Raw genomic sequence first — 25,999 nt, forward strand, 5'->3', positions numbered from 1 at the left:
GGCTAGTCGGTCAGTAATTGGTAGCCCTTGCGCAGCACGGCCTGAATCCGCGGCCGGCCATCGGCGAGTGGCGGAATCTTGCGCCGGATGCTGCTCAGGTGCACGTCGATACTGCGGTCGTAGCGCTCGAAGGGGCGTCCAAGACCCTGTTCGGAAAGCAGTGTCTTGCTGACGGCCTGGCCGGCGTGCTGAAGCAGGATTTCCAGCAGGTTGTATTCCGCGTTGGTCAGCGCGATGTCCTGACCGGCCCAGGTGATGCGGCGCTGCGCCGGATAAAGCGACAAATCGCCGACATGCAGCGGTTCGACGGCGATGGCCTTGTCTTGCTCGGCGGCTGTTCTGGGCAGCGTCCGGCGCAGGATGGCGCGCAGGCGGGCCGACAGTTCGCGCGGCGTGCACGGTTTCGGCACATAGTCGTCGGCACCGAGTTCGAGGCCGACGATACGGCTTTCATCGTCGCCGCGCCCGGTCAGCATCAGCACCGGCAGGCTGCTGCGCGCCCGGATGTGGCGGAGGACTTCAATGCCGGATAAGCCTGGCATCATCACATCGATGACGGCAATGTCCGGCGTGATGGTCGGCAGGGTGCGCAGGGCCGTTTCACCGTCATGAGCCAGCGAAACGCGGAAGCCGTCGCTGGCCAAGTAGGTGCGCAGCAGACTGACCAGTTCAACGTCGTCGTCGACCAGCAGAACATGCGCGCTTTCGGAGGTGGGGATGGGCGTATCAAGCATGGCGAAATGATACCGTCAGGCTGCTCGGCGCGTTCGTGGCGCTAGCAGCGCTTTACCGGGATTTACAGACCAACGGTAAATCTTGCCGGGATAGCGGCAATCTGCTTCTAACGTAATGAATATAAACAATAAAGTTGTTGCCGGATGAAGGCTGGCGGCACCGCAAACCACGTGGGGGGCCGGCTGTGTTCAGGACGATCCGCGCGGCCTTCGGATAGCCGCCGCAAAACGCGCCGAGATTTCACCGACTTTTACCTTGCTTAACGCAAAACGCCGTTGGTCTGCCGGGCATTTGGCCGATATCTTGCCAGTGGGAAAAGAGGTTCGGCATGACCCGGCATAAGTGAGCGGAGTTGGCTGGCCGATTGATCAATCATTCAAGGAGCGCATCATGAGTGCGATTTCAGGACTCAGTAGCAGTTATTACAGCAGTGCAGTGTCCAACTTGTTCTCGAAGATCGACAGCACGAGCAAGGGATACATCGAGGAAAGCGATCTGGCGAGCGCCTTTTCGACCTTGAGCAGCAGCGATTCATCGTCGACAACCGATGTCAGCGAGATTTTCAGCCAGCTGGACAGCGACAGCGACGGCAAGGTGACCGAGGACGAGTTTTCCTCGTCGCTCGAGAATTTGGCCAGCGCGCTGGACGAGCAGTTCAACCAGACGCGCATGCAGGGCGCGATGCCGCCGCCTCCCCCGCCTCCGCCTTCCGGCAACAACGCTGAAGACACCGGGTTTACCGAGGAAGAGCTGACGGCGCAGCTCTCGGAAATCGGCGACAGCGATTCGGCGCGGTCGACGCTGATCAGCAGCGTGCTGGAAAACTTCGACACGGCCGATGCCGACGGCAACGGCAAGGTGACCGGCTCGGAAGCGATGTCGTATGCCGAGGCCAATGGCCTTACGCCGGAAAACAGCACGGCGGCAAGTACGACCACCAGTGCCGCGAGTTCGACCGGTTTCACCGCCGAGGAATTGACGGAACAACTGTCCGAGATCGGTGAAACGGATTCGGCGCGCTCGTCGCTGATCAGCAGCATTCTCGAGGACTTCGATACGGCCGATACGAATCAGGACGGCACCGTGAGCAACGCCGAAGCGATGGCTTACGCCGAGGCGAACGATATCTCGGTGAATGCTTCGAGCGACTCGTCGGGCGTATCGGGCTCGGGAACGAGCAGCGACAGCAGCGTCGCCGATTCACAGGTCTATCAGCAGATGATGGAGTTGATGAAGGCTTACGGCCTCCAGGCCGGGGAAAACAACCTGTTTAGCACGCTCAGCTCGGCGATCTCGACAAGCGCCTGATTGCTTCCGTAGCGGCTGTGGCCCCGCCGCTTGCCGGACCGGTTCATCGAACGGAAAGGCAGGCGGCGATGCCGGTGGCCACGGCGTCGGCCATGCGCGCCTGCAGCAACGGGTCGCGCAGCGCCATTTCCTCGGCCCGGTGCTTGATGATGCCGGCCTCGAACAAAACGGCCGGCAGCGTCGTGCGGTAAAGCACGACCAGATTGTCGTAGTAATGCACGGCGTTCTCGACGTCGGCGTAGGGCCGGTGGCGGCCCGGCATCGAATCCGCGTGGTGGGTGGCCGGCGGAAAGCCGAGACGGCGCAGCCGGGCGCCGATGGCCGAGGCGCAACGCAGGCTGGTCTCCAGATCGGGGTTGTCGCGCGACACGAAGAGCGAAAAACCGATGTGGCGGTCGCTGTACGTCTGTTTTTTTCCTTCGAACTCCCATTCTTCGAGCAGGGCGGCCTGCACCGAATCATGGTGGATCGAAATGAAAAGGTCGCTGCCGGCGGCTTGTTGCGGCCGCTCGTACAGACTGCCGATGCGGCCGTCGAAGTTGATCTTTCTGACGGCCAGCCGGCGGGCGGCAAGTTCGGCGGCAACGCGTGCCGCCAATTCCCGGTTGAAGTCGAATTCCTTGCGGCCACGCGCGCTGACCGCGCCGGACGCGGCGAGCGTATGTCCGACGTCGACGGCCACTTCGGTCGCCTGCGCGGCAAGGCCGGCAAGCAAGGCGAACGCACCGAGCAAGCGATGCCGGGTCATCGTGCGACGCAGATCAGAAATCTCCGGGAGCTTCCCAGAGGATGAAGCCGCCTTCCTTCAACGTCCATTCCATCAGCCGGATCAGCGGAATGGCCCGCTGTGAGAGGCAGACGGGCTCGTCAGCCTCCTTGTCCCTTTCCTTTTCGTCGCGCTCGCTGTCTTCCTGTTCCCGGGCCGTGCGCTTGCCGGCTTCGGCGAGATGGCGCGCCAGTTTTTCTTCATCGACGGCGCGTTGCAGTCGTTCGATGGCCTCGGGCAACTGTTCCTTGGTGAAGACGCCGCGCGCCGTACAGGCTTTGCCGATCTGCTCGAAAAGGCCGTGCGCGTGTTCCCCAAACATGATCATTTCACCCGACGTGCTCGATATCAGTTTGACCAGCATGAATCGCCTCCGCTGTTAGTGGCGACGGGAATTCTACACCTCGCATCGCCCGGTATCGGCCGCGGTTAGAATGATGGGCGAATGCATCATCAGCGTATTCGAAAGAAAAGACATGACAGACCCGTCCCCCCAGCCCCCGTTGCGCATCGGTATCGACCTTGGCGGCACCAAGATCGAAATCATCGCGCTCGATGAAACCGGAAATGAACTCCTGCGCCGCCGCGTGGCGACGCCGCAGGGGGACTACGCCGGTACGGTCGCCGCTGTGGCGGGCCTCGTAGCGCGTGTCGAACGCGAATTGGGCCGGTGCGGTACGGTCGGCGTCGGAATTCCGGGGGCGGAGTCGGTCGCGACCGGTTTGATCAAGAATGCCAATTCGACGTGCCTGATCGGTCAGCCATTGCGCGCCGATTTGCAGACGCGTCTTGGTCGCGAGGTGCGTCTTGCCAACGACGCCAACTGCTTTGCCCTGTCCGAGGCCATCGACGGTGCCGGCCAGGGGGCGGGCGTCGTGTTCGGCGTCATTCTCGGTACCGGTGTCGGCGGCGGCATCGTGGTTGATGGCCGCGTGCTGGCCGGGGCCAATCGCATCGCCGGGGAATGGGGGCACAATCCCTTGCCCTACCCCGGCGAGGAGTCCGGCGAGATGCCACTCTGCTATTGCGGCCGCGCGGGATGCGTCGAGGCGTGGCTGTCCGGGCCGGCGCTGGCTGGCGACCATCTGCGCCATGCGGGGCAAACGCTGTTGCCGGCCGAAATCGCCGCCCGTGCCGCGCAAGGCGATGCCGCTTGCAAGGCGACGCTGCAGCGTTATGAGCGACGGCTGGCCAAGGCGCTGGCGCAGGTCATCAACGTGCTCGATCCGGATGTGATCGTGCTCGGCGGCGGCCTGTCCAATCTGGAGCGCTTGTATGCGAACGTGCCGGCGTACTGGTCGCCGTATGTTTTTTCCGACACGGTCTGTACGCGGCTGGTGCGCAACCGCCACGGCGACTCCTCCGGCGTGCGCGGCGCGGCCTGGTTGTGGAATGACGCGACGGAGTACCGCGCGTCTTAGCGCGATTCCTTGATGATCCGGCCGTGCAGCGATTGTGCCGGACGCGCGTTGGGCGGGTAGAGGCGCTGGAAGATGGAAAGCTGTTCGGGTGAAATCTGCTGCGCTTGCTTGAGGACGAGCCAGAGCACGTTTTCCGGACAGGGCGGCGTCGTCAGCGAGCCCATGAAGGCGTAGTAGCGGCCATCGGTGGGCACGAACTGGCCGATGTCGATGCGTCGGCCCGGCGGTTCGACTTCGCCGCCTTTTTCGAGCGGCAGGTGGTTCAGCGCCGTCTGCACGAGCAGGTTTTCGGCTCCCTGCTCCAGCAACACGGAGAGCACGGCCAGCGCGCCGTCACCGGCCCGGTGCACGAGTTGCGCCTCCATCGCCGAGCGTATGCCGTTCACTGTGGTTTCGGCCGGGCGGCGGAATTCCACGTAAAGCAGCGCATATTCCTTGCCCAGCAGACTGAGTCCGCCCGCGGCCGTGCTGATCTGGAGCGTGCGGCCATTGTCCTTGACGCGGAAAGGTGCCGGTACGTAGGAAAAGCGGATCGGTTCGAGATCGACGGCGATGCCGTCGCGGATGTCGATCGGCGCCTGACGCTGTCCGCTACCGCACAGCGCATAATCGGCATGCAGGTGTCCCCAGTTTTCGGGGCCGCCGTCGCCGGCGTAGCTCCAGGCCGGATGGACGGGGGGCGCCGCCTTGCGGGCCCGGGGCGTCGGACGTGCAACGGTCGATTGGTCGGCTACGGGGGCTTTGCTTGCCGCCGGGGCGGCGGGGCGCGGCGTCGGGGAGATGCGCTGCAGGTCTTTCTTGACCGCGTCGGCGACCAGGCGCTCGTTCGCCTTGCGCAGTTCGGCGGCGGCTTCGCTGACCTTGTCGGCCGTTCGCGTTGCGTCGGCGAGCGCCGGCGTGCCGGGCTTCGGGCGGCAAACCTCGCGCATCAGGCGATCCACCGGCGTGCCCGAGCGCACCGGCATTTCGTTCGGATTGATGATGTCGTCCTCGCGCAGGATCTCGGTCTCGCTCTTGAAATAGATGCGACCGACGGTCGCGTAAGTGCGGGCGTTGCAATCAAAGCGGTTTTGCGCCTGGATGATCCGGTAGGAATCCGAGGTGCGTGGATCGACGATCGGCTTGTCGAGCACGATGCGCGCTGACGCCAGCGTTCGTTTGCCGGCCGGGTCGGCAACGATGCTGTCACGGTCGAGTTCGAGGCGCTTGCCCGGTTCGGCGACCAGCATGCTCCAGGAGGCGGCTGTGGCGGTAACCGGGAGCATTAGTTCACCTAGGATGAGCGCAAAAATCGAGGCTCGCATGTTCGAGTTTTCCTGTGGGGGCCGATGGCTGTTTTTCTGTCTACTCGTCTAATCACGGACGCGTCGTCGGATTCTTTAGTGTCAAAGCGATTCTGTGCGGTGAAACTTCTTCGGTGCAAGGGCGTCGAAGAGCGGCGAGTTCTTGCCTAAATTCAGTAATTACAGTACCTTGGGCGGTCTCGTTGGGGGTGCCGCGCCGAGTCAGGCGTAGCTGAGAAAGACCCTTTGAACCTGTACGGATAATGCCGATGCAGGGAAGCGAAAGACTCGCGAGGAATTAGTTTGCCTCTTTTCCCGCCTTCGTTCCCCTCGCCCAAGCCTGTCCGAACAGTTTTTTTGATTTTGCCGTGAAAAGGCCTGCTTTTCACGCGCTTTCACGCATTTGCCAGGAAACGCCATGAACGCCAAAGATAAATTCCTCGCCTCGGACGCCCACGTGGATGAAGCGGCCGTCAAGCCACTGCCGAATTCACGCAAGATCTACGTCCAAGGCAGCCGTCCGGATATTCAGGTGCCGATGCGTGAAATCTCGCAGGACGACACCCCGACGGCGTTCGGTGGCGAGAAAAACCCGCCGATCTTTGTCTACGATTGTTCCGGTCCCTACTCCGACCCGAATGCCAAGATCGACATCCGCAACGGCCTGCCGGCGCTGCGCGCCAAATGGATTGCCGAGCGCAACGACACCCAAGAGCTTGCGCAACTTTCCTCGGAATTCGGCCGCCAGCGCGCCGCCGACAAATCGCTCGACGAACTGCGCTTCCCCGGCCTGCACCGCAAGCCGCTACGCGCCCAGCCCGGCAAGAACGTGACCCAGATGTACTACGCCCGGCAAGGCATCATCACGCCGGAAATGGAATACATCGCCATCCGCGAGAACAACAACCGCCGCGCCTACATCGAAACCCTGAAAACCTCCGGGCCGCAGGGCGCCAAGCTGGCTGAGCTGATGACCCGCCAGCACCCTGGCCACAACTACGGCGCCGCCATTCCCGAGGAAATCACCCCGGAATTCGTGCGCTCCGAAGTCGCGCGCGGCCGTGCCGTTATCCCGGCCAACATCAACCACCCGGAAGCCGAGCCGATGATCATCGGCCGCAACTTCCTGACCAAGATCAACGCCAACATCGGCAACTCGGCGCTCGGTTCGTCGATTCAGGAAGAAGTCGAGAAGATGACCTGGTCGATCCGCTGGGGCGGCGACACGGTGATGGATCTGTCGACCGGCAAGAACATCCACGAAACGCGCGAATGGATTATCCGCAACAGCCCGGTGCCGATCGGCACCGTGCCGATCTATCAGGCGCTGGAAAAGGTCGACGGCAAAGCCGAGGAACTGACCTGGGAAATCTTCCGCGACACGCTGATCGAACAGGCCGAGCAAGGCGTCGACTACTTCACCATCCACGCCGGCGTGCTGCTGCGCTACGTGCCGATGACCGCCAACCGGATGACCGGCATCGTCTCGCGCGGCGGCTCGATCATGGCCAAGTGGTGCCTCGCCCACCACAAGGAAAGCTTCCTCTACACGCACTTTGAAGAAATGTGCGACATCATGAAATCCTACGACGTCGGCTTCTCGCTCGGCGACGGCCTGCGCCCCGGCTCGATCTACGACGCCAACGACGCCGCCCAGCTCGGCGAACTCGAAACGCTCGGCGAACTCACCGACATCGCCTGGAAGCACGATTGCCAGGTCTTCATCGAAGGCCCCGGCCACGTGCCGATGCACATGATCAAGGAGAACATGGACCTGCAGCTCAAGCACTGCAAGGAAGCCCCGTTCTACACTCTTGGCCCGCTGACCACCGACATCGCCCCGGGTTACGACCACATCACCAGCGGCATCGGCGCCGCCATGATCGGCTGGTATGGCACCGCCATGCTCTGCTACGTCACGCCGAAGGAACACCTCGGCCTGCCGAACAAGGACGACGTCAAGGAAGGCATCATCACCTACAAGCTCGCCGCCCACGCCGCCGACCTCGCCAAGGGCCACCCCGGCGCGCAGATCCGCGACAACGCGATGAGCAAGGCGCGCTTCGAATTCCGCTGGGAAGACCAGTTCAACCTCGGCCTCGACCCGGACAAGGCGCGCAGCTTCCACGACGAAACGCTGCCCAAGGAATCGGCCAAGGTCGCCCACTTCTGCTCAATGTGCGGCCCGCACTTCTGCTCGATGAAGATCACCCAGGACGTGCGCGACTTCGCGGCACAACAAGGGATCGACGAGCAAGCCGCGCTGGAAAAGGGAATGGAGGCGAAGTCCATCGAATTCGTGAAGACCGGCGCCGAGGTGTATCACAAGCTGTAATTGCTGCCGTGGCGCGATAACGGCGCAGCAAGAAAGCGGGCCGCGAATGCGGCCCGTGCTATTTCCAGACTTGAAATGCGCTTAGCAACAAACCAGCACTGCACGCTTATTAGCTATTTCCTCATCGAAAAAGTCACGAAATGAAATGACATTCGACCTCTTCGCGTAACACGTTTCCTTGGAGCTCTTTAGCGATTCGGGAACTACAAGGTGAATTCCATGGCTTTCCATGTCGGAAATTGCACTCGCGGAAACACGATCATCAACAGTGGCGAGAAAAAGTGTGCACCGGAATTTCTCAAGACCTACCTGTTTCCAGCGCTCTCTCAAAGTCGTTTTTGCAGAAAGAATCAACGCCTCATCATAGGTCCGATCAGTTTTTTGGAGCGTCACCACGTTCGGCATCACAAAGTCGGGGCGCCGTCCCCCGGTTACTGCTTGCGCCTCAAAAGAAATTCCACCGTCGCCCAAAAGCTTGCTGATGTGATGTTCGAAAGAACGTCCTGCACGGGATTTTCGCTGTTGGCTAGCGCTCAAGAACAGAGCATCAAGCTCACGGAAGTTATGCACGATACTTGAAACGATATCGCTACCGCCAGTTGTTATGATTCTGATCACCTCTGCCGCACGAAACCGCATCTCTGCGCTTTTATAGAGACTGAATTCGATGTCCCGGCTGATTTTCATCAGTGCATCGCCCGGCTTTTTAAGCCTGTACGGATCAAGACTTTCCAATCCATTGCTCGTCATATAGCTTTGCTGGGCCTGTCTTGCCAACATCTCCGAGGACGGCATCGCAGCCACTCGTGCAACAAACTGTTCAAGTTGTCCGGCTTTGATCGCATCAAGAAGCTCATCAATGAGCTGTTCCGTTTCGTCCTTTTGAACCCGCAAAACATCGGAAGGACTAAAAAGCCCGAAATGAAAATCCGCATCGAGATTGAAAGATGTCTCCAAGAGCTCAGCAATCTCTGAAGCCGAATCGACAGTGAGGAACCAGTACTGAAAACATCCTGAAATGGACTTTTCAAGCACACCGCCAACCAACAATGACGCAGGTGTCAGGTAAGCGAATTCTTCCTTCGGAACCCCCGTGAAGTGCATTTCCGAACCTTTGTTCGAATAATGCTTAAGCTTGCTCTCCTTTGTTTCCCCGCTACTTGGCCAAATGGTGGGAAGTGGGGATTCAAAAATGTGCGGCTTTTCTCGATTCAGGTTCCTAAGTTCGGGAAAGAAGCCTGACTGCCTGATTTCGCTTGGAATGTAGACTCCAGATTGATGCCCGTTTTCTGGGTCCTCTGCCCAGCCACAGTCGTTTCTTGACAATTTCTTGATGAACACCTGCGAACTCTTTTCAAACCATTCCAGCAAATCGCTCCATTGTTCGATCGCCATAGCCCTTAGCCCCTTCCGGTAATCTCTGAAAACAGCCGCGTCAGACGGCTTGTACCTTCTCGCAATTCACATTCCCAAACCACAAGAACCTTCCACCCAAGCTCTCGAAGAGCATTGAACTGATACTGATCGCGATTGAGGTTCTCTCGAAACTTGTTCGCCCAAAAATCACTGCGGGTTGCGGGCGTTGTCGCGTACTTGCAATCCCGATGCCTGTGCCAGAAACACCCGTGCACAAAAACCACCGTACGGTATTTCGGAAAGACCATATCCGGCTTGCCGGGCAAATTGGCAACATGGAGCCGAAAACGCAAACCCCGCCCATGCAGGTAGCGTCGTACCAATAACTCCGGTTTCGTGTCCTTGCCTCGAATACCGGCCATCATCCGGCTTCGTGTTTCCTCATCGACAACATCAACCATCAAGCGTCGAGGCGCATTCCGCAAGCGTGCATGAAAATCGGATAGGCAGCTTCGATCATTTTTTCGTGACCAAGTGCTGAATCAAGCTCTCCGAGCACAAAGCGAAGCTCGTCGACTTCCTTTTCCGAGAAGAGCCGATCCCCACTCTGGATTGCGACAATTTCAGCAGGATCGTCTTCCGGGTGAAACAAAAAGCTCTGATTTTGCATCTCAGCGAACCATGTCATTGCACCATCAAACGAAGTATCTTGAAGTTTTGGAATACGAGATTGGGCTTGCATGATCACTCCTCAAGCAGTTGCGTAACGAAGGGGTAACTCAGGTTCCAGGATATCAGCATTCAGACAGGGTTGCATCAATTGCGCGGCGTGTTTCATTACGTCAACAACAACCGAATTCCCGAATTGCTTGTAAGCCCGCGTATCCGACACCGGAATCCTGAACGTGTCCGGAAAGCCCATCAGGCGGGCGCATTCGCGCGGCGTCAGGCGGCGCGGGTTCTTGCCTTCGCCCTGATAGACAAGAATCTCCGAACCGTCCTTGTAGTAGCGGGCGGACAAGGTGCGTGCCACGCTGCCCGGGTAAACCAGCCCGAAGCCGAAGCCATTGCCGGCGGCCTTGTGCTTGGCGGCATAACCTTGCAGGTAGGCCCAGAGCTTGTCGGTGAGCGTGTATTTGGGATCGATCTGCCCGCTGGCGTGGTTGAAGAAGCGGTCGCCGTCCCACGGCAGTTGCGGTTCGCTGCCGTCGGTGCGGTGAAAGATATCCTGCATGGTTCTCCGCCCCTTCGCGGGGAGCGGCAGGGCGTTCCAGTCGAAGGCGACGCGGTCGGCCTTGCGGAAGCCGACGATCAGGATGCGTTCGCGGTGTTGCGGCACAAAATGCGCGCCATCGACAACGCGCGAGTGAATGTCGTAGCCGAGATCGTCGAGCGAACGCTTGATGACGTCGAAGGTGCGCCCCTTGTCGTGCGACATGAGGTTTTTGACGTTTTCGAGCAGAAAGGCGCGCGGTTGCTTGGTCTCGATGATGCGGCAGACGTCGAAAAAGAGCGTGCCTTGCGTTTCGTCGGCAAAGCCGTGGGCGCGGCCGAGCGCGTTTTTCTTGGAGACGCCGGCGATCGAGAATGGCTGGCAGGGAAATCCGGCCAGCAGCAGGTCGTGGTCGGGGACCTCGGCGGCTTCGATTTGCGTGATGTCGCCGTTGATGGCGTGGCCGTCCGGGTAGTTTTCGACGTAGGTTTTTTGCGCGTAGCTGTCCCATTCGCTGGTAAAGACGCAACGCCCGCCGATCTCTTCAAACGCCCGGCGGATGCCGCCGATGCCGGCGAACAAATCGCAAAAGGTGAAAGCGGCCTCGCCGGTCGGTGCCACTTCCAGCGGCAACAGGCGTTGCAGCCCGAAGCCATAGCTCGGCGGCACCGATTGATTGGCAATCCAGTGCCGGACGGTTCGCGTGGAAACGCTGAGATGCCGGGCGATTTCTGCCTGGGAATGGTGCTGCAGCGCGGCATCGAGGTAGCGGAGTGCCGGATCGTTATCCGGCCCGGTATGGAGTACGGTGGCCATCGCTCAATCTTTGACTGGGATTAAAACGGGAAATTACGCCTCATTTTGTCCCAGAGCAAGAGTTCAATCGGCTTTTTAACAGGGCCTCGCAAGCGACGCCGACAAGGAATCTTCGGCAACGGTTTGTTTACCGGCTGTTATCAGCGCTTTGCCAGCAAGCGGTCCAGCTGATTGGCAAAGGCTTGTCTATCTGCGGAGGAGAGCGAGGACGGCCCGCCGGTTTCGACGCCACTATTGCGCAAGGTTTCCATGAAGTTGCGCATCGTCAGCCGTCCCTCGATGTTGTTCTTGTCGAGCAATTCACCGCGCGGATCGATCACCCGCGCCCCCTTTGCAATCACCTGTGCGGCAAGCGGGATATCGGCGGTCACCACAACATCGCCGGCATCTGCCTCCTGGGCGATACGCTGATCGGCCACATCGAATCCGGACGGTACTTGCAACGCCTTGATCCACGGTGACGGGGGAACCCGCAGCATCTGGTTGGCGATCAGCGTCAGCGGAATCTCCGCACGGTTGGCCGCGCGATACAGAATTTCCTTGATCGCGACCGGGCAGGCGTCGGCATCAACCCATATTTTCATTGTTTTTTCCCCGTGATATCACCTGCCTTTTCGGCAGGGCCGTGGCCACCGAAAAACTTCGCAGTGTCTGTTTTGTCCAGAAACCTTCGCCCGTCGTTCCAGATGAAACTCATGCCATGGCTCCGGCGCGGCATCAGTTTAGAGGAAAACCGGATGGCTCATCCCGCTGCATGATCAGCCGCCATCAGGCAAAATGCCCGACGTGTCCATCCCTGTTCTGATTGAAAGCTTCGCCATGCCCGTCCCGCTTAAAACTTCGCTTGAAAAATGTACCGTCCCGCAACTGAAGGATCTGGCCAGTCACCTGCCCGGCGCGATGCCGTCGAAGAAGCAGGATCTGGTCGACTGGATTGCCGCAGCGATGCTCGGTGGCGGAGCTCAGGCGGCGTGGGGCCAGCTGAATGAGGTGCAGCGCGCGGCCGTCTCGGAGTGCGCGTATCAGCCGGGTGGAGTTTTTGCCCCGTTGCGCTTTGTTGCCAAGTACGGGAAGAATCCTGACTTTACGGTTCCTGGCGCCAAGTCGAGCGACCGGTACAGCCCGAAGGCTTCCGCGCTCGGGTTGTTCATTCTTTTCGATCCGGTCGAACGGGACTCTCGGGTTCCGGCTGATTTGCAGGCGGTGTTGCGCGCCTTTGTGCCGCCCCCACCTCCGGTCGTATTGCCGAGCTCGGACGCGCTTTCGGAGGGCGAGGAATTGACGGTGCGCCTTGGCGAACGCGAGGCGGCGCAGGAGTTGGCGATCATGCTGCGGACGATCGAACAGGCGCGCATTCAGGTCAGCGAAAAAACGTCCTTGCCGGGCGCCGCCAGTTTGCGTGCATTGAGCGAAAAGCTCGTCGGCGGCGATTACTACCCGTTGGTCGAGAAGAAAGGGAAATGGGAGCAGGAAATCGGCCCGATCCGCGCCTTTGCCTGGCCGCTGCTGTTGCAGGCCGGTGGGCTGGCGACGCGCACCGGCCCCCGGTTGACGCTGACACCGGCCGGAATCAAGGCGTTGAGCGCGCCGTCGGCCGACGTGCTGCGCGGTCTCTGGCGCAAGTGGCAAAAATCGACGCTGTTCGACGAGTTTTCCCGCGTCGATGCGATCAAGGGGCAAGGTGGCAAGGGGCGCGTGATGACCGCTGTGGCGCCGCGCCGGGCGGCCATTGAGGCCGCGTTACAGGAATGTCCGGTCGGGCGCTGGGTGTCGGTCGATTTGTTCTCGCGCTACATGTGCGCGGTCGGGCTGAATTTTTCGGTGACGCATGATTCGTGGCGCCTCTACATCTGCAGCCCGGATTACGGCAGTTTGGGCTACGCCGGCTATGGCGGCTGGAACGTTCTGCAGGAGCGTTACATTTTTGCTTTCCTGTTCGAGTATGCCGCAACGCTGGGGCTGATCGACGTGGCCTATGTCGATCCTGTCGATGCCCGCAGGGACTACCGCCATATCTGGGGTACGGACGATCTGGCGTTTTTGAGCCGCCATGACGGCTTGTCGCATATCCGCCTGACGCCGCTTGGCGCCTACATTCTTGGACGCGAAGCGGAATACAAGCCCGGCGCCGTGGTCAGCAATATCGGGCTTTCCGTGCTGCCCGGCCTGCAAGTCCGGGTCGTGCGCGGAACGCCGGCCCCGGAAGAAACCCTGCTCCTCGACCACTGGGCGGAGGTCGTGGAGCCGGGCTGTTGGCGGCTCGATCGAACGAAAGCCTTGTCGGCGATCGAAAAAGGCTTCGATATCGGCGAACTGCGCGCCTTCCTCGAACGCGGTGACGACATGCCACTCCCCGAAACAGTCGATTCGTTCATCCGCAACTGCGAAAAGAACGGCAAGGCGTTGAAAGTGTCGGGAAGTGCCGTACTGATCGAGTGCCGGGATGGTGAGACAGCCGCCGTCATTGCCGGGCACAAGGAGACTTCCGCGCTATGCCTTGCCGCCGGCCCAAAAACGCTGGTGGTGCGCAGCGAGCATGTGGAGAAGTTTAAGGAGCGCGTGCGGATTCTGGGTTACGGGGTGCTTGGCCAGTGAGCGATGGCGCTGTGTTTCATGTGAAACATCGCTAATCGATATAGCTGCGTGCGGCCTCGAAGCGCTGGGCGTAATACTTGGCGCTGAGCTGGTCGACACGCACGCGGCCGTTGGTGGATGGGGCGTGCACGAACCGGTCGTCGCCGATGTAGACGCCGACGTGCGAGAACGGCGCATTGCGCGTGTTGAAGAAGACGAGGTCGCCGGGACGCAGTTCATCGCGGGCGATGGGTCGGCCGCGACGGGCGATGTCGGCGGCGCTGCCGCCAAGCCGGATTCCGGTGGCGTTGTTGTAGATGTAGCTGACCATGCCGCTGCAATCGAGACCGGCTTCCGGGTTCTTGCCGCCGAAGCGGTAGCCGGTGTCGATCAGGCCGAGGGCGAAAAATGTGATTTCGCGCCCTTGCTCGGTGGCGGCGGGTCGGGTACCGGTCGTGGTCCCCGGTTGGGATGGCGGCAAGCTGCTGCAGCCGGGGAGAATCAAAACCACCCCGGCCGCCAGTGCGGCAAGGATCGTTTTGATGTTTGCCGGCAAGCGTTCGATTGTCATGCGATCAGCGAATGAAGCGGAAGTAGGCGATCAGGTCCTGCAGATTGGAGGAGACCGCCTTCATGCGCTCGGTTTTTTCGGACACGTTGGCGATCGCCGCCGTGGTCTGTCCGATGCCGCCGACGATTTCCTCGACGTGGCTGGCGATCTCGTTGCCGGCGCTCGATTGCTGGCGCGTGCCGTCGGCAATCTGCCGCGAAATGGCGGCGACTTCGTTGCCGTGCTCGACGACCGAGTCGAGCCCTTGGCGGGCGGTTGTCATCGCCGCATCGGTGTCGGCGACATGGGTGCCGGCGGCACTCATCGAGTCGAGCGCAATCTGGGTGACGCGCTGGATTTCATGCACGCTCTCGGTGATCTCGGTGGTCTGCTTGCCGGATTGTTCGGCGAGCTTCCGGACCTCGTCGGCGACGACGGCGAAGCCGCGCCCGGCCTCGCCGGCCCGCGCCGCTTCGATGGCCGCGTTGAGCGCGAGCAGGTTGGTTTGGTCGGCAATGCCGCGAATGACCTGGCTGATGTTTTCGATGGCGGTGATCGAGCGCGACAGGTCGGCCATCGTGTTGCCGGCGTTGTCGACCGTGCGTACCACGTTGGCGGTGGCGGCCTGGCTGTTGTTCATGCTCGACGTCGCCTGCTCGAGCAGGCTGTGCGAGGCGCCGACGCTTTCCGTGGCTTTCTGCGCGCTGTCGGCGATTTCGTTAACCGAAACGACGAGTTGTTCAACTTCGTTGGCGATGCGGGTAACGGCATCCGATTGCTGTTCCGTGGCCTTGCGCGTCTGCACCATTTCGGCGCTGAGCGCGTCGGCGTTGTCGGAAATGAGATCGGCGGCCTCGGAAATCTCGGCCATCATGGCCTTGAGATGCGTCTGCGTGGTGATCAGCGCGTCGTTGAGTTGGCCGAGTTCGTCCTCCCGGGTGAGCGGGATCGCGTCGGTCAGTTCGCCCTCAGCGATGTTTTCGATGCGTTTGACGATCCGGTCGAGAATCACCAGCAACTGGCGCTGCATCAGCAACAGGGCGGCGCTGGCGCTGATGCCGACCAGTCCGAAGGTGTGGCTGATCCAGTTCGCCACCTCCGGGCTGATGCCGGCGGCCGCGCCGAATTGGGTGACGCCCCAGCCGATCAGTTGCAGCGCAAGGATCACTCCGACCACGCCGCCGAGCTTCCATTTGAGGGAAACGCGTTTCCAGAATGAAATTTTCGGCAGCGTCGCCTGACCGTCTTTCAGTTTTTTGTAGAAGGCATCGGCCTCCCCAATCATCTGCCGCGTCGGCTCGGTGCGCACGGACATGTAGCCGGTAATCGCGCCGTTCTTGAGCACCGGTACGACGAGCGCATCCACCCAGTAGTGATTGCCATCCTTGCAGCGATTCTTGACCGTGCCGCGCCACGGCCGCCCCTTCTTGATGGTGTCCCACATCCAGGCGAAGGCTTCCGGCGGCATGTCCGGATGGCGGACGACATTGTGGTTCTTGCCGATGAGCTCCTCGCGCAAGAAACCGCTGACATCGACGAACGTGTCGTTGACGTAGGTGGTGATGCCTTTCAGGTCGGTGCGGGAAACGATGTAGCGACCCTTCGGAAACGGGGTCTCGTTCTGGGTGACGGGCAGATTGATTTTCATGGTTCTTTCGCGGTGTCGATAGTCGGTGCGGGGGGGGGCAGACAAGGTACGACGAATACGTGCAGCTATGAATCCTGAAGCTCTACCGGCGGGCTTTAGTTGGCAAAGCCCTGTTGAAAACAAGGTTTTGCCAGTATGACGTTCGGCCTATAAAAGCACAATATCGAACTGTTCCTGGAAGTAGTTCGCTTCGGCCTTGAGCGAAATCGGGCGGCCGATGAAGTCGGAGAGCATGGCGAGGCCCTGCGATTCCTCCTCGTGGAAGATGTCGATCACCGAGACGCTGGCCAGGATGCGGAATTCGCGGGCGTTGAACTGGCGCGCCTCGCGCAGCAGCTCGCGCATGATCTCGTAGCACATCGTGCGTGCCGTTTTCACCTCGCCGCGACCGCCGCACATCGGGCATTCCTGGCACAAAACGTGGGCCAGCGATTCGCGCGTGCGCTTGCGCGTCATCTCGACGAGACCGAGCGCGGTGAAACCATTGACCGTCAGACGCGTCGGGTCGGTCGACAGCGCCTTGTTGAACTCTTCAAGGACGGCGGCGCGGTGTTCCTCGCTGTCCATGTCGATGAAGTCGGTGATGATGATGCCGCCCAGGTTGCGCAGGCGCAGCTGGCGGGCGATCGTCTGCGCCGCTTCGAGGTTGGTCTTGAAGACGGTATCGTCGAAGTTGCGCACGCCGACGTAGCCGCCGGTATTGACGTCGATCGTCGTCATTGCCTCGGTCTGGTCGATGATCAGGTAGCCGCCCGACTTGAGATTGACGCGCCGCGCCAGCGCCCGCTCGATTTCCTCCTCGACGCCGTACAGCTCGAACAGCGGCCGCTCGCCGATATAGTGATTGAGCAGCGGCAGCACGGCGGGCGTGTATTCGGCGGCGAACGCGGTGAGTTTCTGGAAATTCTCGCGCGAGTCGATGTCGATGCGCATGGTGCGGGAATTGACGAGGTCGCGCAGCACGCGCAGGCCGAGCGACAATTCCTGATAGACAAGGCTGGGAGGCGCTGCCGTCTTGGTCTGTGCGTCGATGTCGCGCCAGATCCGGCGCAGATAGTCGATGTCGTTGGCCAGCTCCTCTTCGGTCGATCCTTCGGCCATCGTGCGCACGATGAAGCCACCCGGCTCGTCGGCCGGGATCAGCCGCGTCAGCTTCTCGCGCAACGCCTCGCGCTCGGTTTCGTTGCCGATGCGCTGCGAAATGCCGATGTGTTTCTCCTGCGGCAAATAGACGAGCAGGCGGCCGGCGATCGACATCTGGGTGGTGAGGCGTGCGCCCTTGGTGCCGATCGGATCCTTGAGCACCTGCACGACGACGCGCTGGCCTTCGTGCAGGATGCGTTCGATTGGTCGGGGCTGTTCGCCGCAGGTGCGCGGCTGCCAGATATCGGCGACGTGCAGGAAGGCCGTCCGCTCGAGTCCGACATCGACGAAGGCCGACTGCATGCCGGGCAGGATGCGCACGACGCGGCCGACGTAAATGTTGCCGACGAGGCCGTGGCTGGCCGTGCGTTCGATATGCAGCTCCTGCACGGCGCCCTGGTACATGACGGCGACGCGCGTTTCCTGCGGCGTAAAGTTGATCAGTATCTCTTGAGGCATGAAAAGCTCGTTCCCGAAAGCAGGTAAAATCTTGATTTGCCGCATTCTAACCGCCCTTCCGGCGTTCCTGCCCATGTCTGCCACATCCCTCCGCCGTACTCCAGAACTCCTCGCTCCCGCCGGTTCGCTGGTCATGATGCGCAACGCCTATGCTTTCGGCGCCGATGCCGTCTATGCCGGCCAGCCGCGCTACAGCCTGCGCGTGCGCAACAACGAATTCGGCAATCTCGAAGCCATCGGCAACGCGATTGCCGAAGCGCACGCCGGCGGCAAGCTGTTTTACGTCGTCAGCAACGTGCTGCCGCACAATACCAAGGTGCGCAGCTACCTCGCCGACATGGCGCCGGTCATCGCGCTCAAGCCGGACGCGCTGATCATGGCCGACCCCGGCCTGATCGACATGGTGCGCGAAAAATGGCCGGAGATGCCGGTGCATCTCTCGGTACAGGCGAACACCGTCAACTTCGCCGCCGTGCGTTTCTGGAAGAAGCTCGGCGTCAGCCGCATCATCCTGTCGCGCGAACTGTCGCTCGACGAGGTCGCCGAAATCCGTCAGGAATGCCCGGACATCGAACTCGAAGTTTTCGTACACGGCGCGCTGTGCGTCGCTTATTCGGGCCGCTGCCTGCTCTCCGGCTACTTCAACCGGCGCGATTCGAATCAGGGCACCTGCACCAATTCCTGCCGCTGGGATTACAAGGTCAAGGCGGCCGACGAGAACCCGGCCGGCGATGTACAGCCAGCGCAAAAGGTCTGGCTGCTCGAAGAGAAGGAACGCCCCGGCGAACTGATGCCGATCGAGGAAGACGAGCACGGCACCTACATCATGAACTCGAAGGACCTGCGCGCCGTCGAGCACGTCCAGCGCCTCGTCGATATCGGCATCGATTCGCTGAAAATCGAAGGCCGCACCAAGTCGCCGTATTACGTGGCGCGCGCCGCCCAGGTCTACCGCCGCGCCATCGACGACGCCGTCGCCGGTCGGCCGTTCAACCCGCAACTGCTCGGCGAACTCGAAGGGCTGGCCAACCGCGGCTACACCGACGGTTTCTACCAGCGCCACCACGAAGCCGACATGCAGAACTACCTGCGCGGCCATTCCGAATCGGGACGCAGCCTCTACGTCGGCGACGTGATCGGCTGGGATGCGGCGCGTGGTCTGGCCGAGATCGACGTCAAGAACCGCTTCGCCGTCGGCGACCGCATCGAGGTCATCCATCCTTCGGGCAACTTCGAGCTGCCGCTGACGCGCATGGAAAATGCCGACGGCGCCGCGCTCGACGTCGCGCCGGGCAACGGCCACCGCGTCTGGATTCCGCTGCCGAAGGCGCTGCCGGGCGCCCTGCTCGCCCGCTTTCTTTGATGTTTGTTGATTCGCCGGCGATGACCGCTATGGAGAACAACCCTGCGGCGCTCGACATTCTCCAGCGCGTTTTCGGTTACCCCTCTTTCCGCGGCCAGCAGGCCGAGATCGTCGATCACGTCAGCGGCGGCGGCGATGCGCTGGTGCTGATGCCGACCGGCGGCGGCAAGTCGCTGTGCTACCAGATTCCGGCGCTGCTGCGGCCGGGCGTCGGCGTCGTCGTTTCGCCGCTGATCGCGCTCATGCAGGATCAGGTCGATGCCTTGCTGCTGGCCGGCGTGCGCGCCGCCTTCCTCAATTCCTCGCTCGATTTCGAGGCGGTCGTCGACACCGAGCGCCGGCTGATGCGCGGCGAACTCGATCTGGTTTATGTAGCCCCCGAACGGCTGCTCACCGAACGCTTCGTCGGCCTCATGGACCAGCTCGACGAGCGCGGCCAGCTCGCCCTGTTCGCCATCGACGAAGCGCATTGTGTGTCGCAGTGGGGCCACGATTTCCGGCCCGAATACATCCAGCTCTCGAAGCTGCACGAACGCTACCCGCACATTCCGCGCATCGCGCTGACCGCCACCGCCGACGAACTGACGCGGCAGGAAATCATCACCCGGCTCGGCCTCGATACGGCGGAAATCTTCGTCTCCAGCTTCGACCGGCCGAACATCCGCTACACCGTCGTCGAACGCGACAATCCGCGCAAGCAGCTGCTGGCTTTTCTGGCCGACCATCGCGGCGCGGCCGGCATTGTCTATTGCCTGTCGCGGCGCAAGGTCGATGAAACGGCGGCCTGGCTCAACCAGCAGGGCGTCAATGCGCTGCCCTACCACGCCGGACTCGACGCCGAAACGCGCCAGCGCCATCAGCAGCGCTTTTTGCGCGAGGACGGCATCGTCATGGTCGCCACCATCGCCTTCGGCATGGGCATCGACAAGCCGGACGTGCGCTTCGTCGCCCACCTTGACCTGCCGAAGAGCCTCGAAGCCTATTATCAGGAAACCGGCCGCGCCGGACGCGACGGCGAACCGTCGGAAGCGTGGATGACCTACGGCCTCAACGACGTGGTGATCCACCGCCAGATGATCGAGGATTCGAATTCGCCGGAAGAACAGAAGCGCGTCGAACGCCAGAAGCTCGACGCCATGCTCGCCTACTGCGAGTCGGCCAAATGCCGGCGCACCGTGTTGCTCAACTACTTTGGCGAGGACGCGACGCCCTGCGCCAACTGCGACGTCTGCCTCGACCCGCCCGAAGTCTGGGACGGCACCGTCGCCGCGCAGAAGGCGCTATCGGCCGCGCTGCGCACCGGCCAGCGCTTCGGCGCCGGTCATCTGATCGACATCCTGCGCGGCAAGGCGACGGAGAAGGTCAAACAGTTCGGCCACGACAGCCTGCCGACCTTCGCTGTCGGCACCGAATTCGACGACATGGCCTGGCGCTCGATCTTCCGCCAGCTGCTCGCCACCGGCGTGCTCGAAGCCGATGCCCACGCCTACGGCGCGCTCAAGCTGACCGAAGCCGCCCGCCCGGTGCTCAAAAGCGAAACGACGTTGACGCTGCGCCGGCATATTCCGCGCGCTAAATTGAAAGCCACGAAAGCCTCCGCGACCGGCGGCCGGGCCGCGCCGGCCGCGGTATCCGAAGCCGATGCGCCGCTGTTCGCCGCCCTGCGCCAGTGGCGGGCGGAGAAGGCGAAGGAACTGGGCGTACCGGCCTACGTCATCCTGCACGACCGCACGCTCGCCGAGCTGGCGACGCAGCATCCGCAATCGACGACGGCGTTGTTGCAGATTCCCGGCATCGGGCAGGCGAAGGCCGACCGTTACGGCGAGGCGTTGTTGGCGCTGCTGGTGGCGGTGTGATCAGCGGACCACCTCCTGGCCGCTCACCGAAATATCGTCCAGTTCCTGATGCAGCAGCACGGCCGGCGCGTTGACGCGCGGACACTGCCGCAATTCGCCGATCTGCCGGAAGCCGAACTGCCGCCGGTAGTACGGCGCGTGGCGCGGGTTGACCTCGATGACGACGTCGCTGGCGGCGAAGAACATCATTCCGTGGAACATCGCCGTCCGGAACAGGGTCGTGAGCAGCTCGGGGGAACTCGCTTCCGGGGTGATCGCCAGCCGCGTGACTTCGCACAGCACGCGTTCGGAGGTTCGCATGGTTGCGAGCTCTTCAGCATAGAGCGTGTCGGCCATCAGGCCGGAAGCGGAGTCCCGGCCGATGGTGACCGTTGCCACGGCCGCATCCGCCTGCCAGGCGGTCAGCGTCATCCGGTTGGGATCGTTCAATTCATAACCGACGGAGCGCGTGTCGTAGCCGCAACGGGCATACATTCGGCGCACGAGCAGACTGGCCGCGCCATGCTGGTATGGCGTCAACGCCGGGCGAATGTCGTAGTCGCCGTGACGCGAAGAACCGTCCCAGAGCGACCAGAGCGAGGTTTGCCGCCGTTGTTCCCCGCCTTGGCTTGCGGACGCCTTGACTGGCCGCCGGGTCTCGTGTGTGACGTGCTGCATGTTTTTACTCTGAATGCCGGTGGGAGCGCACGCTTAAACGACCGCGGCCGTGAGGGTGTCCGACGCTTCCGCGACCGGGAGCGGCTTGTCCTTGGCCGGCATTCGTGCGGTGGTGCCCGGGGAAATCCGGCTGATGTCACCGCACAGCTCGCAGCCTTCGTCGGCGACCAGCGTGCCGTAGCGGATGGTGCCGTTCACCCTTCCCGTCGAATGGATGATCAGCTGCGAGCGGGCCGTCAGCTCGCCCTCGAAGGTGCCGTGAATCTCGGCGACATCGACGCTCACCTTGCCGGCAAACGAACCGCCTTCCGCAATACGGACGACGCGGCTGTCCATCGTCGCCTCGACGCGGCCCTCGACGACCAAGGTGTCGCAGTCGAGGATCTCGGCCCCCTTGAGCTTGACGTCGGGGCCGACGATCAGACGGGCGCCCATGGAATTTCCGCTCGCCGTGGCGTCGGTGGGTGTCGTTGCCGCTGGCGTCGCGAGCGCCGGAGCCATCGCCGTTAAAGCCTTGCCGCTGCTCTCGCTGGCCGCGGGTGTCAGGCGGGGAATGGGCTGCTCGGGTGCTCCGGACGGTTTTGCGACGGGGTTGGCTGCATTTCCCGGAACCGCCAGCGCCGATGCTTTGCGGTTGGCAGGGTCATTGCGATTGAAAATGGGGGATTTGTTGAACATGTGAGCCTCTCTGGCGCGCTGGAAAGCGGGGATTGCCCTCTTTAGCGATATCTGTGCCATTTTTGAAAGTCATTCAAAAACAACGCATTAAATATATTTCTTGATTCGGCGTCTGAGTTTTTCAATCCTTGCTGTCGTGAAAAAGAGACAGGGTTTCCGGCCGTCATCAGAAGGAACGGAAAAACAAATGCTTGCTGTGTCGCCGGCGGGCGACAAAAGCCGGCTTGCAATTTGTTACCGCGTGGATTGCGCCGACGCTCTACACTGAAAGCGCCATGATTCGAATTTCGTTCCGCCAGGGGATGCTGGCCGGCTTCCTGTTGATTGCGCTTTTACTGGGTGGCGCGGCCATCCAGAGCTGGTGGCTGCTTGAACGTTTCGTCGCGCAGAACCGCCACGGCAACGAGGTGGCGTTGAAGGTTGCCGCCGCCACGCGGGAGCTTGCCGAACGCAGCGTCGACCTGGAGCGGAGTGCGCGCCAGTTCCTCGTCCTCAAGGATGCCGCTGTGCTTGGCCGCTTTGACGAACAGGCGGCGGCGGCGCAGCGCAGCGCCGACTATCTGGAAACGCTGCCCGGCAATCCGCTCGCCCCTCACCCCGCGGCCTGGCGCGAGGCCGTGGCGACGCTTGGCCACGGCCTGCATCGCGTCGTCGCGCGCGATGAGCTCACCCGGGCTCTCGACCGGCTGGCCGAAATCAACAACGCACTGGAGTTGCGCGCCCGCGACTGGATCGAGCAGCAACAGTTGGAGGCGTTTGCCGCGCTGGAGCAAAACCGGCGCCAACTCGGCTGGCGGGTGGCCGGTGCCGTCGCTGGCGCGTTGTTGGTCGCGCTGGCCATGGGCTGGTGGCTGACCCGCCCGCTGGCCATTCTCGAACGGGCGATCGAGCGGCTCGGCGGCAATCGCCTTGATGAGCCCGTCACCGTCGGTGGACCGGCCGACCTGCGGCAGGTCGGTCGTCAGCTGGATTGGTTGCGGCAACGACTGGGCGAACTGGAGCGCGAACGGCAACAAACGTTGCGCCACGTCTCGCACGAGCTGAAAACGCCATTGGCCGCGCTGCGCGAGGGTGTGGCGCTGTTGCAGGACGGGGTGGTCGGTCCGCTTGACGCGACGCAGCAGGAGGTCGTGACGATCCTGCAGCAGAACGCGATGACGCTGCAGCGACAGATCGAGGGGCTGCTGCGGCTCAACGCGGTGGCCTTCGACGCCCACCGTCTGCAGCTACAGCCCACCGTACTGACCGAGCTGCTGGCCGAGGCGGTGCGCGAGCGTGAATTGCAGATTCAGGCGCGTGGTCTTGCGGTCAGCCATGAAGCACCGTCCGTTACCCTCGGGCTGGATCGGGAAAAGCTGCGGGTCGTCCTCGACAATCTGTTGTCCAATGCCATCGATTTCAGCCCGCCGGGCGGCAGCGTTCGCCTGCTGGCTGCGTGCGATGGTGGCAGCAAGCGCTTGCGCATCGACTGCCTCGACGAGGGGCCCGGCGTCGCAAAAGCGGATGCGGAGCGGATTTTCGAGCCGTTCGTGCAGGGGCAACATGCTGCCCCGCTGCCGAGGCAGGGCAGCGGCGTCGGGTTGTCGATCGTGCGCGAGCTGGTCGGCGGCATGGGGGGCGAAGTTCGCCTTGTCGATGATGACGACCAAGGTGAGGATGCGCCGGGAAACGCCGCTCGCCGTGGCGCACACTTCCGGATCGAGGTGCCTTATGAGATGTCATGACCGCATGCAGGCCGCGTCGGGCGACTGGCGACGCCTCGCGCTGAGTGTTTCCGCCCTGCTGGCGTTCGCCCTTGGCGCCTGCTCGACGCCGTTGCCGGTGGCCGAAGAGGCGGGCGAAGGCACGCGCCATGTGGCGGTGCAGGTCGACGAAACGGCCATGCTGCCGGTGCTCGGCTACAGCCAGCTGCTGCTGCGCTTGACGCCACAGGAACTGGCGCGCGAGCGGATCGTCCTGACGGCGATGCCGCCGACGCCGTCGCGCCAGGTGCGCCTCGCGCTGCTGCTCGGTCAGCCGCACGGGCCGCGCGATCTGGGGCGCGCCCTGAATCTGCTCGACGCGGTGCTGAAATCGACGGCGCCCGATGCGGTCAGCCTGCAACCGCTGGCCCGGACGCTGGCCAGCCAGTATCAGGAGCGCCAGCGTCTTGAGGCGCTGAACGATAAACTCGCGCAGCAGGCGAAGGACGCGCAGCGTCGCAGCGACGAACTGCAGCAGAAGCTGGACGCCATCACCGACATCGAGAAAACGATGACCACCCGTCCGCCCCAGCCGCGTACTCCCTGAACAACCGATGGAATGCCTGCCATGACTGCCTCCCCTCTTCCGTCCAGGCCATCGCGCCCGCCCGCCCACATCCTGCTCATCGACGACGACCAGGATATCCTGCGCCTGCTCTCGATGCGCCTCAACGCGCTGGGCTTCCGCGTGTCGACGGCGACTTCGGCGGAAGAAGGCTTGGCGCGCATCGCCGTCGAGCCGCCGCAGCTGGTGGTCAGCGACATCCGCTTGCCGGGCAAGGACGGGCTGGCGCTGTTCGAGGAGATTCGCGCCACGCGGCCAACCTTGCCGGTCATTCTGCTGACCGCGCACGGTACCATTCCCGACGCTGTCGATGCCATGTCGCGCGGCGTTTTCGGCTATCTGACGAAACCGTTCGACAGCAAGGTGCTGCTCGAAAAGATCGAGCAGGCGCTGCAACTCTCCCACGTTGCCGGGGACGGTGAAGGCAGTGGCGACAGCTGGCGGAACGGCATCGTCTTTTGCAGCAGCCGCATGGCGACGCTGATGGAAGAAGCGCGCGTCGTCGCCGCTACCGATGCCAGCGTGCTGATTCGCGGCGAGAGCGGCACCGGCAAGGAGCTGCTGGCACGGGCCATCCACCGCGCCAGCCCGCGTGCCAAGGCGCCGTTTGTCGCCATCAACTGCGGCGCGATGCCGGAACAATTGCTCGAATCGGAGCTGTTCGGCCACGTGCGCGGCGCCTTCACCGGAGCGACGAGCGACCACCCCGGCCTGTTCAAGGCCGCCGACGGCGGCACGCTGTTCCTCGACGAAGTCGGCGACATGCCGCTGCCGCTGCAGGTCAAGCTGCTGCGCGTGTTGCAGGATCGCGCCGTGCGCCCGGTCGGCGCCACGCGCACCGAGCCGGTCGACGTGCGCGTGCTCTCCGCGACGCACCGCGACCTTGAAGCGGCGCTGGCCGAAGGATCGTTCCGCGAGGATCTGTATTACCGGCTGGACGTCGTGACGTTGACCTTGCCGCCGCTCAACGAGCGGCGCGAAGACATTCCGCTGCTGGCGAGCCATTTCATGCAGCAGCTGGTGCGCAAGTACGGCAAGGGCATCGCAGGCATCGCGCCGGACGCCATGCAGGCGTTGGCGGGCGCCAACTGGCCGGGCAATGTCCGCCAGCTGTACAATGTCATCGAGCAATGTTGTGCGCTGGCGACGACGCCGCTGATCACGCTGCCGCTCGTGCAGCGCGCCTTGCGCGTGCCCGGCGTCGAAGTGCTGTCCTATGCCGAAGCCAAGCAGCGTTTCGAGCGCAATTACCTCGTCCAGCTGCTCAAACTGACCGAGGGCAACGTCGCTGACGCGGCGCGGCTGGCCGAGCGCAATCGCACCGAGTTCTATCGCCTGTTGCAGAAATACGACCTGACGCCCGGCATGTTCCGGCGCGAGGGCGGGAGCGCGACGGCCGATAGCGGTTCGGATGCCCCCGATTGATCTTGCATACCTGCTCCGTCTGAAATATTTGGCAACAGACAGTGCGTGTTGCGAAATAACCCGGTTACCCGGGCTCGCCATAATCGTCGGCACAGTCATTTTGCAA

The 25,999-nt window shown here is 62.4% G+C and carries 23 protein-coding genes and 1 riboswitch; of the genes, 9 read left to right on the plus strand and 14 right to left on the minus strand.

What is annotated here, in order from left to right; genetic code table 11:
* Positions 1 to 2: 2 nt before the first annotated feature.
* Positions 3 to 734, minus strand: a complete 732-nt coding sequence (locus GH659_RS09625) for a response regulator transcription factor (RefSeq protein ID WP_153111191.1) — start codon at positions 732 to 734, stop codon at positions 3 to 5.
* 391 nt (positions 735 to 1,125) lie between these two features.
* On the opposite strand from GH659_RS09625, the gene GH659_RS09630 reads away from it, so the two are divergent.
* Positions 1,126 to 2,043 (plus strand): EF-hand domain-containing protein, encoded by a 918-nt coding sequence (locus tag GH659_RS09630; RefSeq protein ID WP_153111192.1) that lies wholly within the window; start codon positions 1,126 to 1,128, stop codon positions 2,041 to 2,043.
* A gap of 43 nt (positions 2,044 to 2,086) precedes the next feature.
* On the opposite strand, the gene GH659_RS09635 is transcribed toward GH659_RS09630, so the two are convergent.
* Entirely contained in the window at positions 2,087 to 2,791 is a 705-nt protein-coding gene (locus tag GH659_RS09635; protein ID WP_153111193.1) for an N-acetylmuramoyl-L-alanine amidase, read from the minus strand.
* Positions 2,792 to 2,804: 13 nt separating this feature from the next.
* Positions 2,805 to 3,173, minus strand: a complete 369-nt coding sequence (locus tag GH659_RS09640) for a DUF1840 domain-containing protein (RefSeq protein WP_153111194.1) — start codon at positions 3,171 to 3,173, stop codon at positions 2,805 to 2,807.
* A gap of 112 nt (positions 3,174 to 3,285) precedes the next feature.
* Here GH659_RS09640 and GH659_RS09645 point away from each other — a divergent pair, with 112 nt between their 5' ends.
* Positions 3,286 to 4,230, plus strand: a complete 945-nt coding sequence (locus GH659_RS09645) for an ROK family protein (protein WP_211364188.1) — start codon at positions 3,286 to 3,288, stop codon at positions 4,228 to 4,230.
* Here the strand turns inward: GH659_RS09645 and GH659_RS09650 are convergent.
* Complete coding sequence (locus GH659_RS09650) at positions 4,227 to 5,495, minus strand: carbonic anhydrase (RefSeq protein WP_211364189.1); 1,269 nt, start codon at positions 5,493 to 5,495, stop codon at positions 4,227 to 4,229. The genes GH659_RS09645 and GH659_RS09650 overlap by 4 nt on opposite strands.
* Before the next feature lie 213 nt (positions 5,496 to 5,708).
* A riboswitch (TPP riboswitch) is annotated at positions 5,709 to 5,808 on the plus strand.
* A 123-nt stretch (positions 5,809 to 5,931) separates the two neighbouring features.
* Between GH659_RS09650 and thiC the strand changes: the two genes are divergently transcribed.
* Positions 5,932 to 7,848: a phosphomethylpyrimidine synthase ThiC gene (gene thiC / locus GH659_RS09655; RefSeq protein WP_153111195.1), complete on the plus strand. Its 1,917-nt coding sequence runs from the start codon at positions 5,932 to 5,934 to the stop codon at positions 7,846 to 7,848.
* A gap of 81 nt (positions 7,849 to 7,929) precedes the next feature.
* Here thiC and GH659_RS09660 read toward each other — a convergent pair whose 3' ends face one another.
* The 5 genes from GH659_RS09660 to GH659_RS09680 form a co-directional block, all read right to left on the minus strand.
* On the minus strand, positions 7,930 to 9,243 hold the full coding sequence (locus GH659_RS09660; RefSeq protein WP_153111196.1) for a type II restriction endonuclease: 1,314 nt from the start codon (positions 9,241 to 9,243) through the stop codon (positions 7,930 to 7,932).
* 5 nt (positions 9,244 to 9,248) lie between these two features.
* The gene (locus tag GH659_RS09665; RefSeq protein ID WP_153111197.1) at positions 9,249 to 9,665 is read right to left on the minus strand and encodes a very short patch repair endonuclease; all 417 of its coding nucleotides are present in this window, start codon (positions 9,663 to 9,665) and stop codon (positions 9,249 to 9,251) included.
* Positions 9,665 to 9,946 (minus strand): hypothetical protein, encoded by a 282-nt coding sequence (locus GH659_RS09670; RefSeq protein WP_153111198.1) that lies wholly within the window; start codon positions 9,944 to 9,946, stop codon positions 9,665 to 9,667. The genes GH659_RS09665 and GH659_RS09670 overlap by 1 nt, the downstream gene beginning before the upstream one ends.
* A 9-nt stretch (positions 9,947 to 9,955) precedes the next feature.
* Entirely contained in the window at positions 9,956 to 11,233 is a 1,278-nt protein-coding gene (dcm, locus tag GH659_RS09675; protein WP_153111199.1) for a DNA (cytosine-5-)-methyltransferase, read from the minus strand.
* Positions 11,234 to 11,373: 140 nt separating this feature from the next.
* Positions 11,374 to 11,817, minus strand: a complete 444-nt coding sequence (locus GH659_RS09680; RefSeq protein WP_153111200.1) for a YaiI/YqxD family protein — start codon at positions 11,815 to 11,817, stop codon at positions 11,374 to 11,376.
* 193 nt (positions 11,818 to 12,010) lie between these two features.
* Between GH659_RS09680 and GH659_RS09685 the strand changes: the two genes are divergently transcribed.
* A complete protein-coding gene (locus GH659_RS09685; RefSeq protein WP_153111201.1) occupies positions 12,011 to 13,828 on the plus strand; it encodes a hypothetical protein in 1,818 nt (605 codons plus the stop codon).
* 31 nt (positions 13,829 to 13,859) lie between these two features.
* On the opposite strand, the gene GH659_RS09690 is transcribed toward GH659_RS09685, so the two are convergent.
* From GH659_RS09690 to rng, 3 genes are all read right to left on the minus strand, one after another.
* Positions 13,860 to 14,378, minus strand: coding sequence for a C40 family peptidase (locus GH659_RS09690; protein WP_153111202.1), 519 nt, complete (start codon positions 14,376 to 14,378; stop codon positions 13,860 to 13,862).
* Positions 14,379 to 14,382: 4 nt separating this feature from the next.
* Entirely contained in the window at positions 14,383 to 16,005 is a 1,623-nt protein-coding gene (locus GH659_RS09695) for a methyl-accepting chemotaxis protein (RefSeq protein WP_153111203.1), read from the minus strand.
* A 147-nt stretch (positions 16,006 to 16,152) separates the two neighbouring features.
* The gene (gene rng / locus GH659_RS09700; protein WP_153111204.1) at positions 16,153 to 17,607 is read right to left on the minus strand and encodes a ribonuclease G; all 1,455 of its coding nucleotides are present in this window, start codon (positions 17,605 to 17,607) and stop codon (positions 16,153 to 16,155) included.
* A 73-nt stretch (positions 17,608 to 17,680) separates the two neighbouring features.
* Here rng and trhP point away from each other — a divergent pair, with 73 nt between their 5' ends.
* Together trhP and recQ are read left to right on the plus strand one after the other, a co-directional pair.
* Positions 17,681 to 18,970, plus strand: coding sequence for a prephenate-dependent tRNA uridine(34) hydroxylase TrhP (trhP, locus tag GH659_RS09705; RefSeq protein ID WP_153111205.1), 1,290 nt, complete (start codon positions 17,681 to 17,683; stop codon positions 18,968 to 18,970).
* Between the two features lie 29 nt (positions 18,971 to 18,999).
* Positions 19,000 to 20,826 carry a DNA helicase RecQ gene (gene recQ / locus GH659_RS09710; RefSeq protein ID WP_153111206.1) on the plus strand — a complete coding sequence of 609 codons (1,827 nt, stop codon included), beginning with the start codon at positions 19,000 to 19,002 and terminating at the stop codon, positions 20,824 to 20,826.
* On the opposite strand, the gene GH659_RS09715 is transcribed toward recQ, so the two are convergent.
* Together GH659_RS09715 and GH659_RS09720 are read right to left on the minus strand one after the other, a co-directional pair.
* Positions 20,827 to 21,483, minus strand: coding sequence for an N-acyl amino acid synthase FeeM domain-containing protein (locus GH659_RS09715; protein ID WP_153111207.1), 657 nt, complete (start codon positions 21,481 to 21,483; stop codon positions 20,827 to 20,829).
* 33 nt (positions 21,484 to 21,516) lie between these two features.
* Positions 21,517 to 22,221 carry a bactofilin family protein gene (locus GH659_RS09720; RefSeq protein WP_246167796.1) on the minus strand — a complete coding sequence of 235 codons (705 nt, stop codon included), beginning with the start codon at positions 22,219 to 22,221 and terminating at the stop codon, positions 21,517 to 21,519.
* A 215-nt stretch (positions 22,222 to 22,436) separates the two neighbouring features.
* On the opposite strand from GH659_RS09720, the gene GH659_RS09725 reads away from it, so the two are divergent.
* The 3 genes from GH659_RS09725 to GH659_RS09735 are packed head-to-tail and all read left to right on the plus strand — an operon-like array spanning position 22,437 to position 25,893.
* A complete protein-coding gene (locus GH659_RS09725; protein ID WP_153111209.1) occupies positions 22,437 to 23,885 on the plus strand; it encodes a HAMP domain-containing sensor histidine kinase in 1,449 nt (482 codons plus the stop codon).
* Positions 23,872 to 24,450, plus strand: a complete 579-nt coding sequence (locus tag GH659_RS09730; RefSeq protein WP_246167797.1) for a permease — start codon at positions 23,872 to 23,874, stop codon at positions 24,448 to 24,450. The genes GH659_RS09725 and GH659_RS09730 overlap by 14 nt, the downstream gene beginning before the upstream one ends.
* Positions 24,451 to 24,462: 12 nt before the next feature.
* Positions 24,463 to 25,893, plus strand: a complete 1,431-nt coding sequence (locus tag GH659_RS09735; protein ID WP_343030106.1) for a sigma 54-interacting transcriptional regulator — start codon at positions 24,463 to 24,465, stop codon at positions 25,891 to 25,893.
* Positions 25,894 to 25,999: the final 106 nt, after the last annotated feature.

It is taken from the genome of Propionivibrio limicola (assembly GCF_009469695.1).
Classification (GTDB): domain Bacteria; phylum Pseudomonadota; class Gammaproteobacteria; order Burkholderiales; family Rhodocyclaceae; genus Propionivibrio; species Propionivibrio limicola.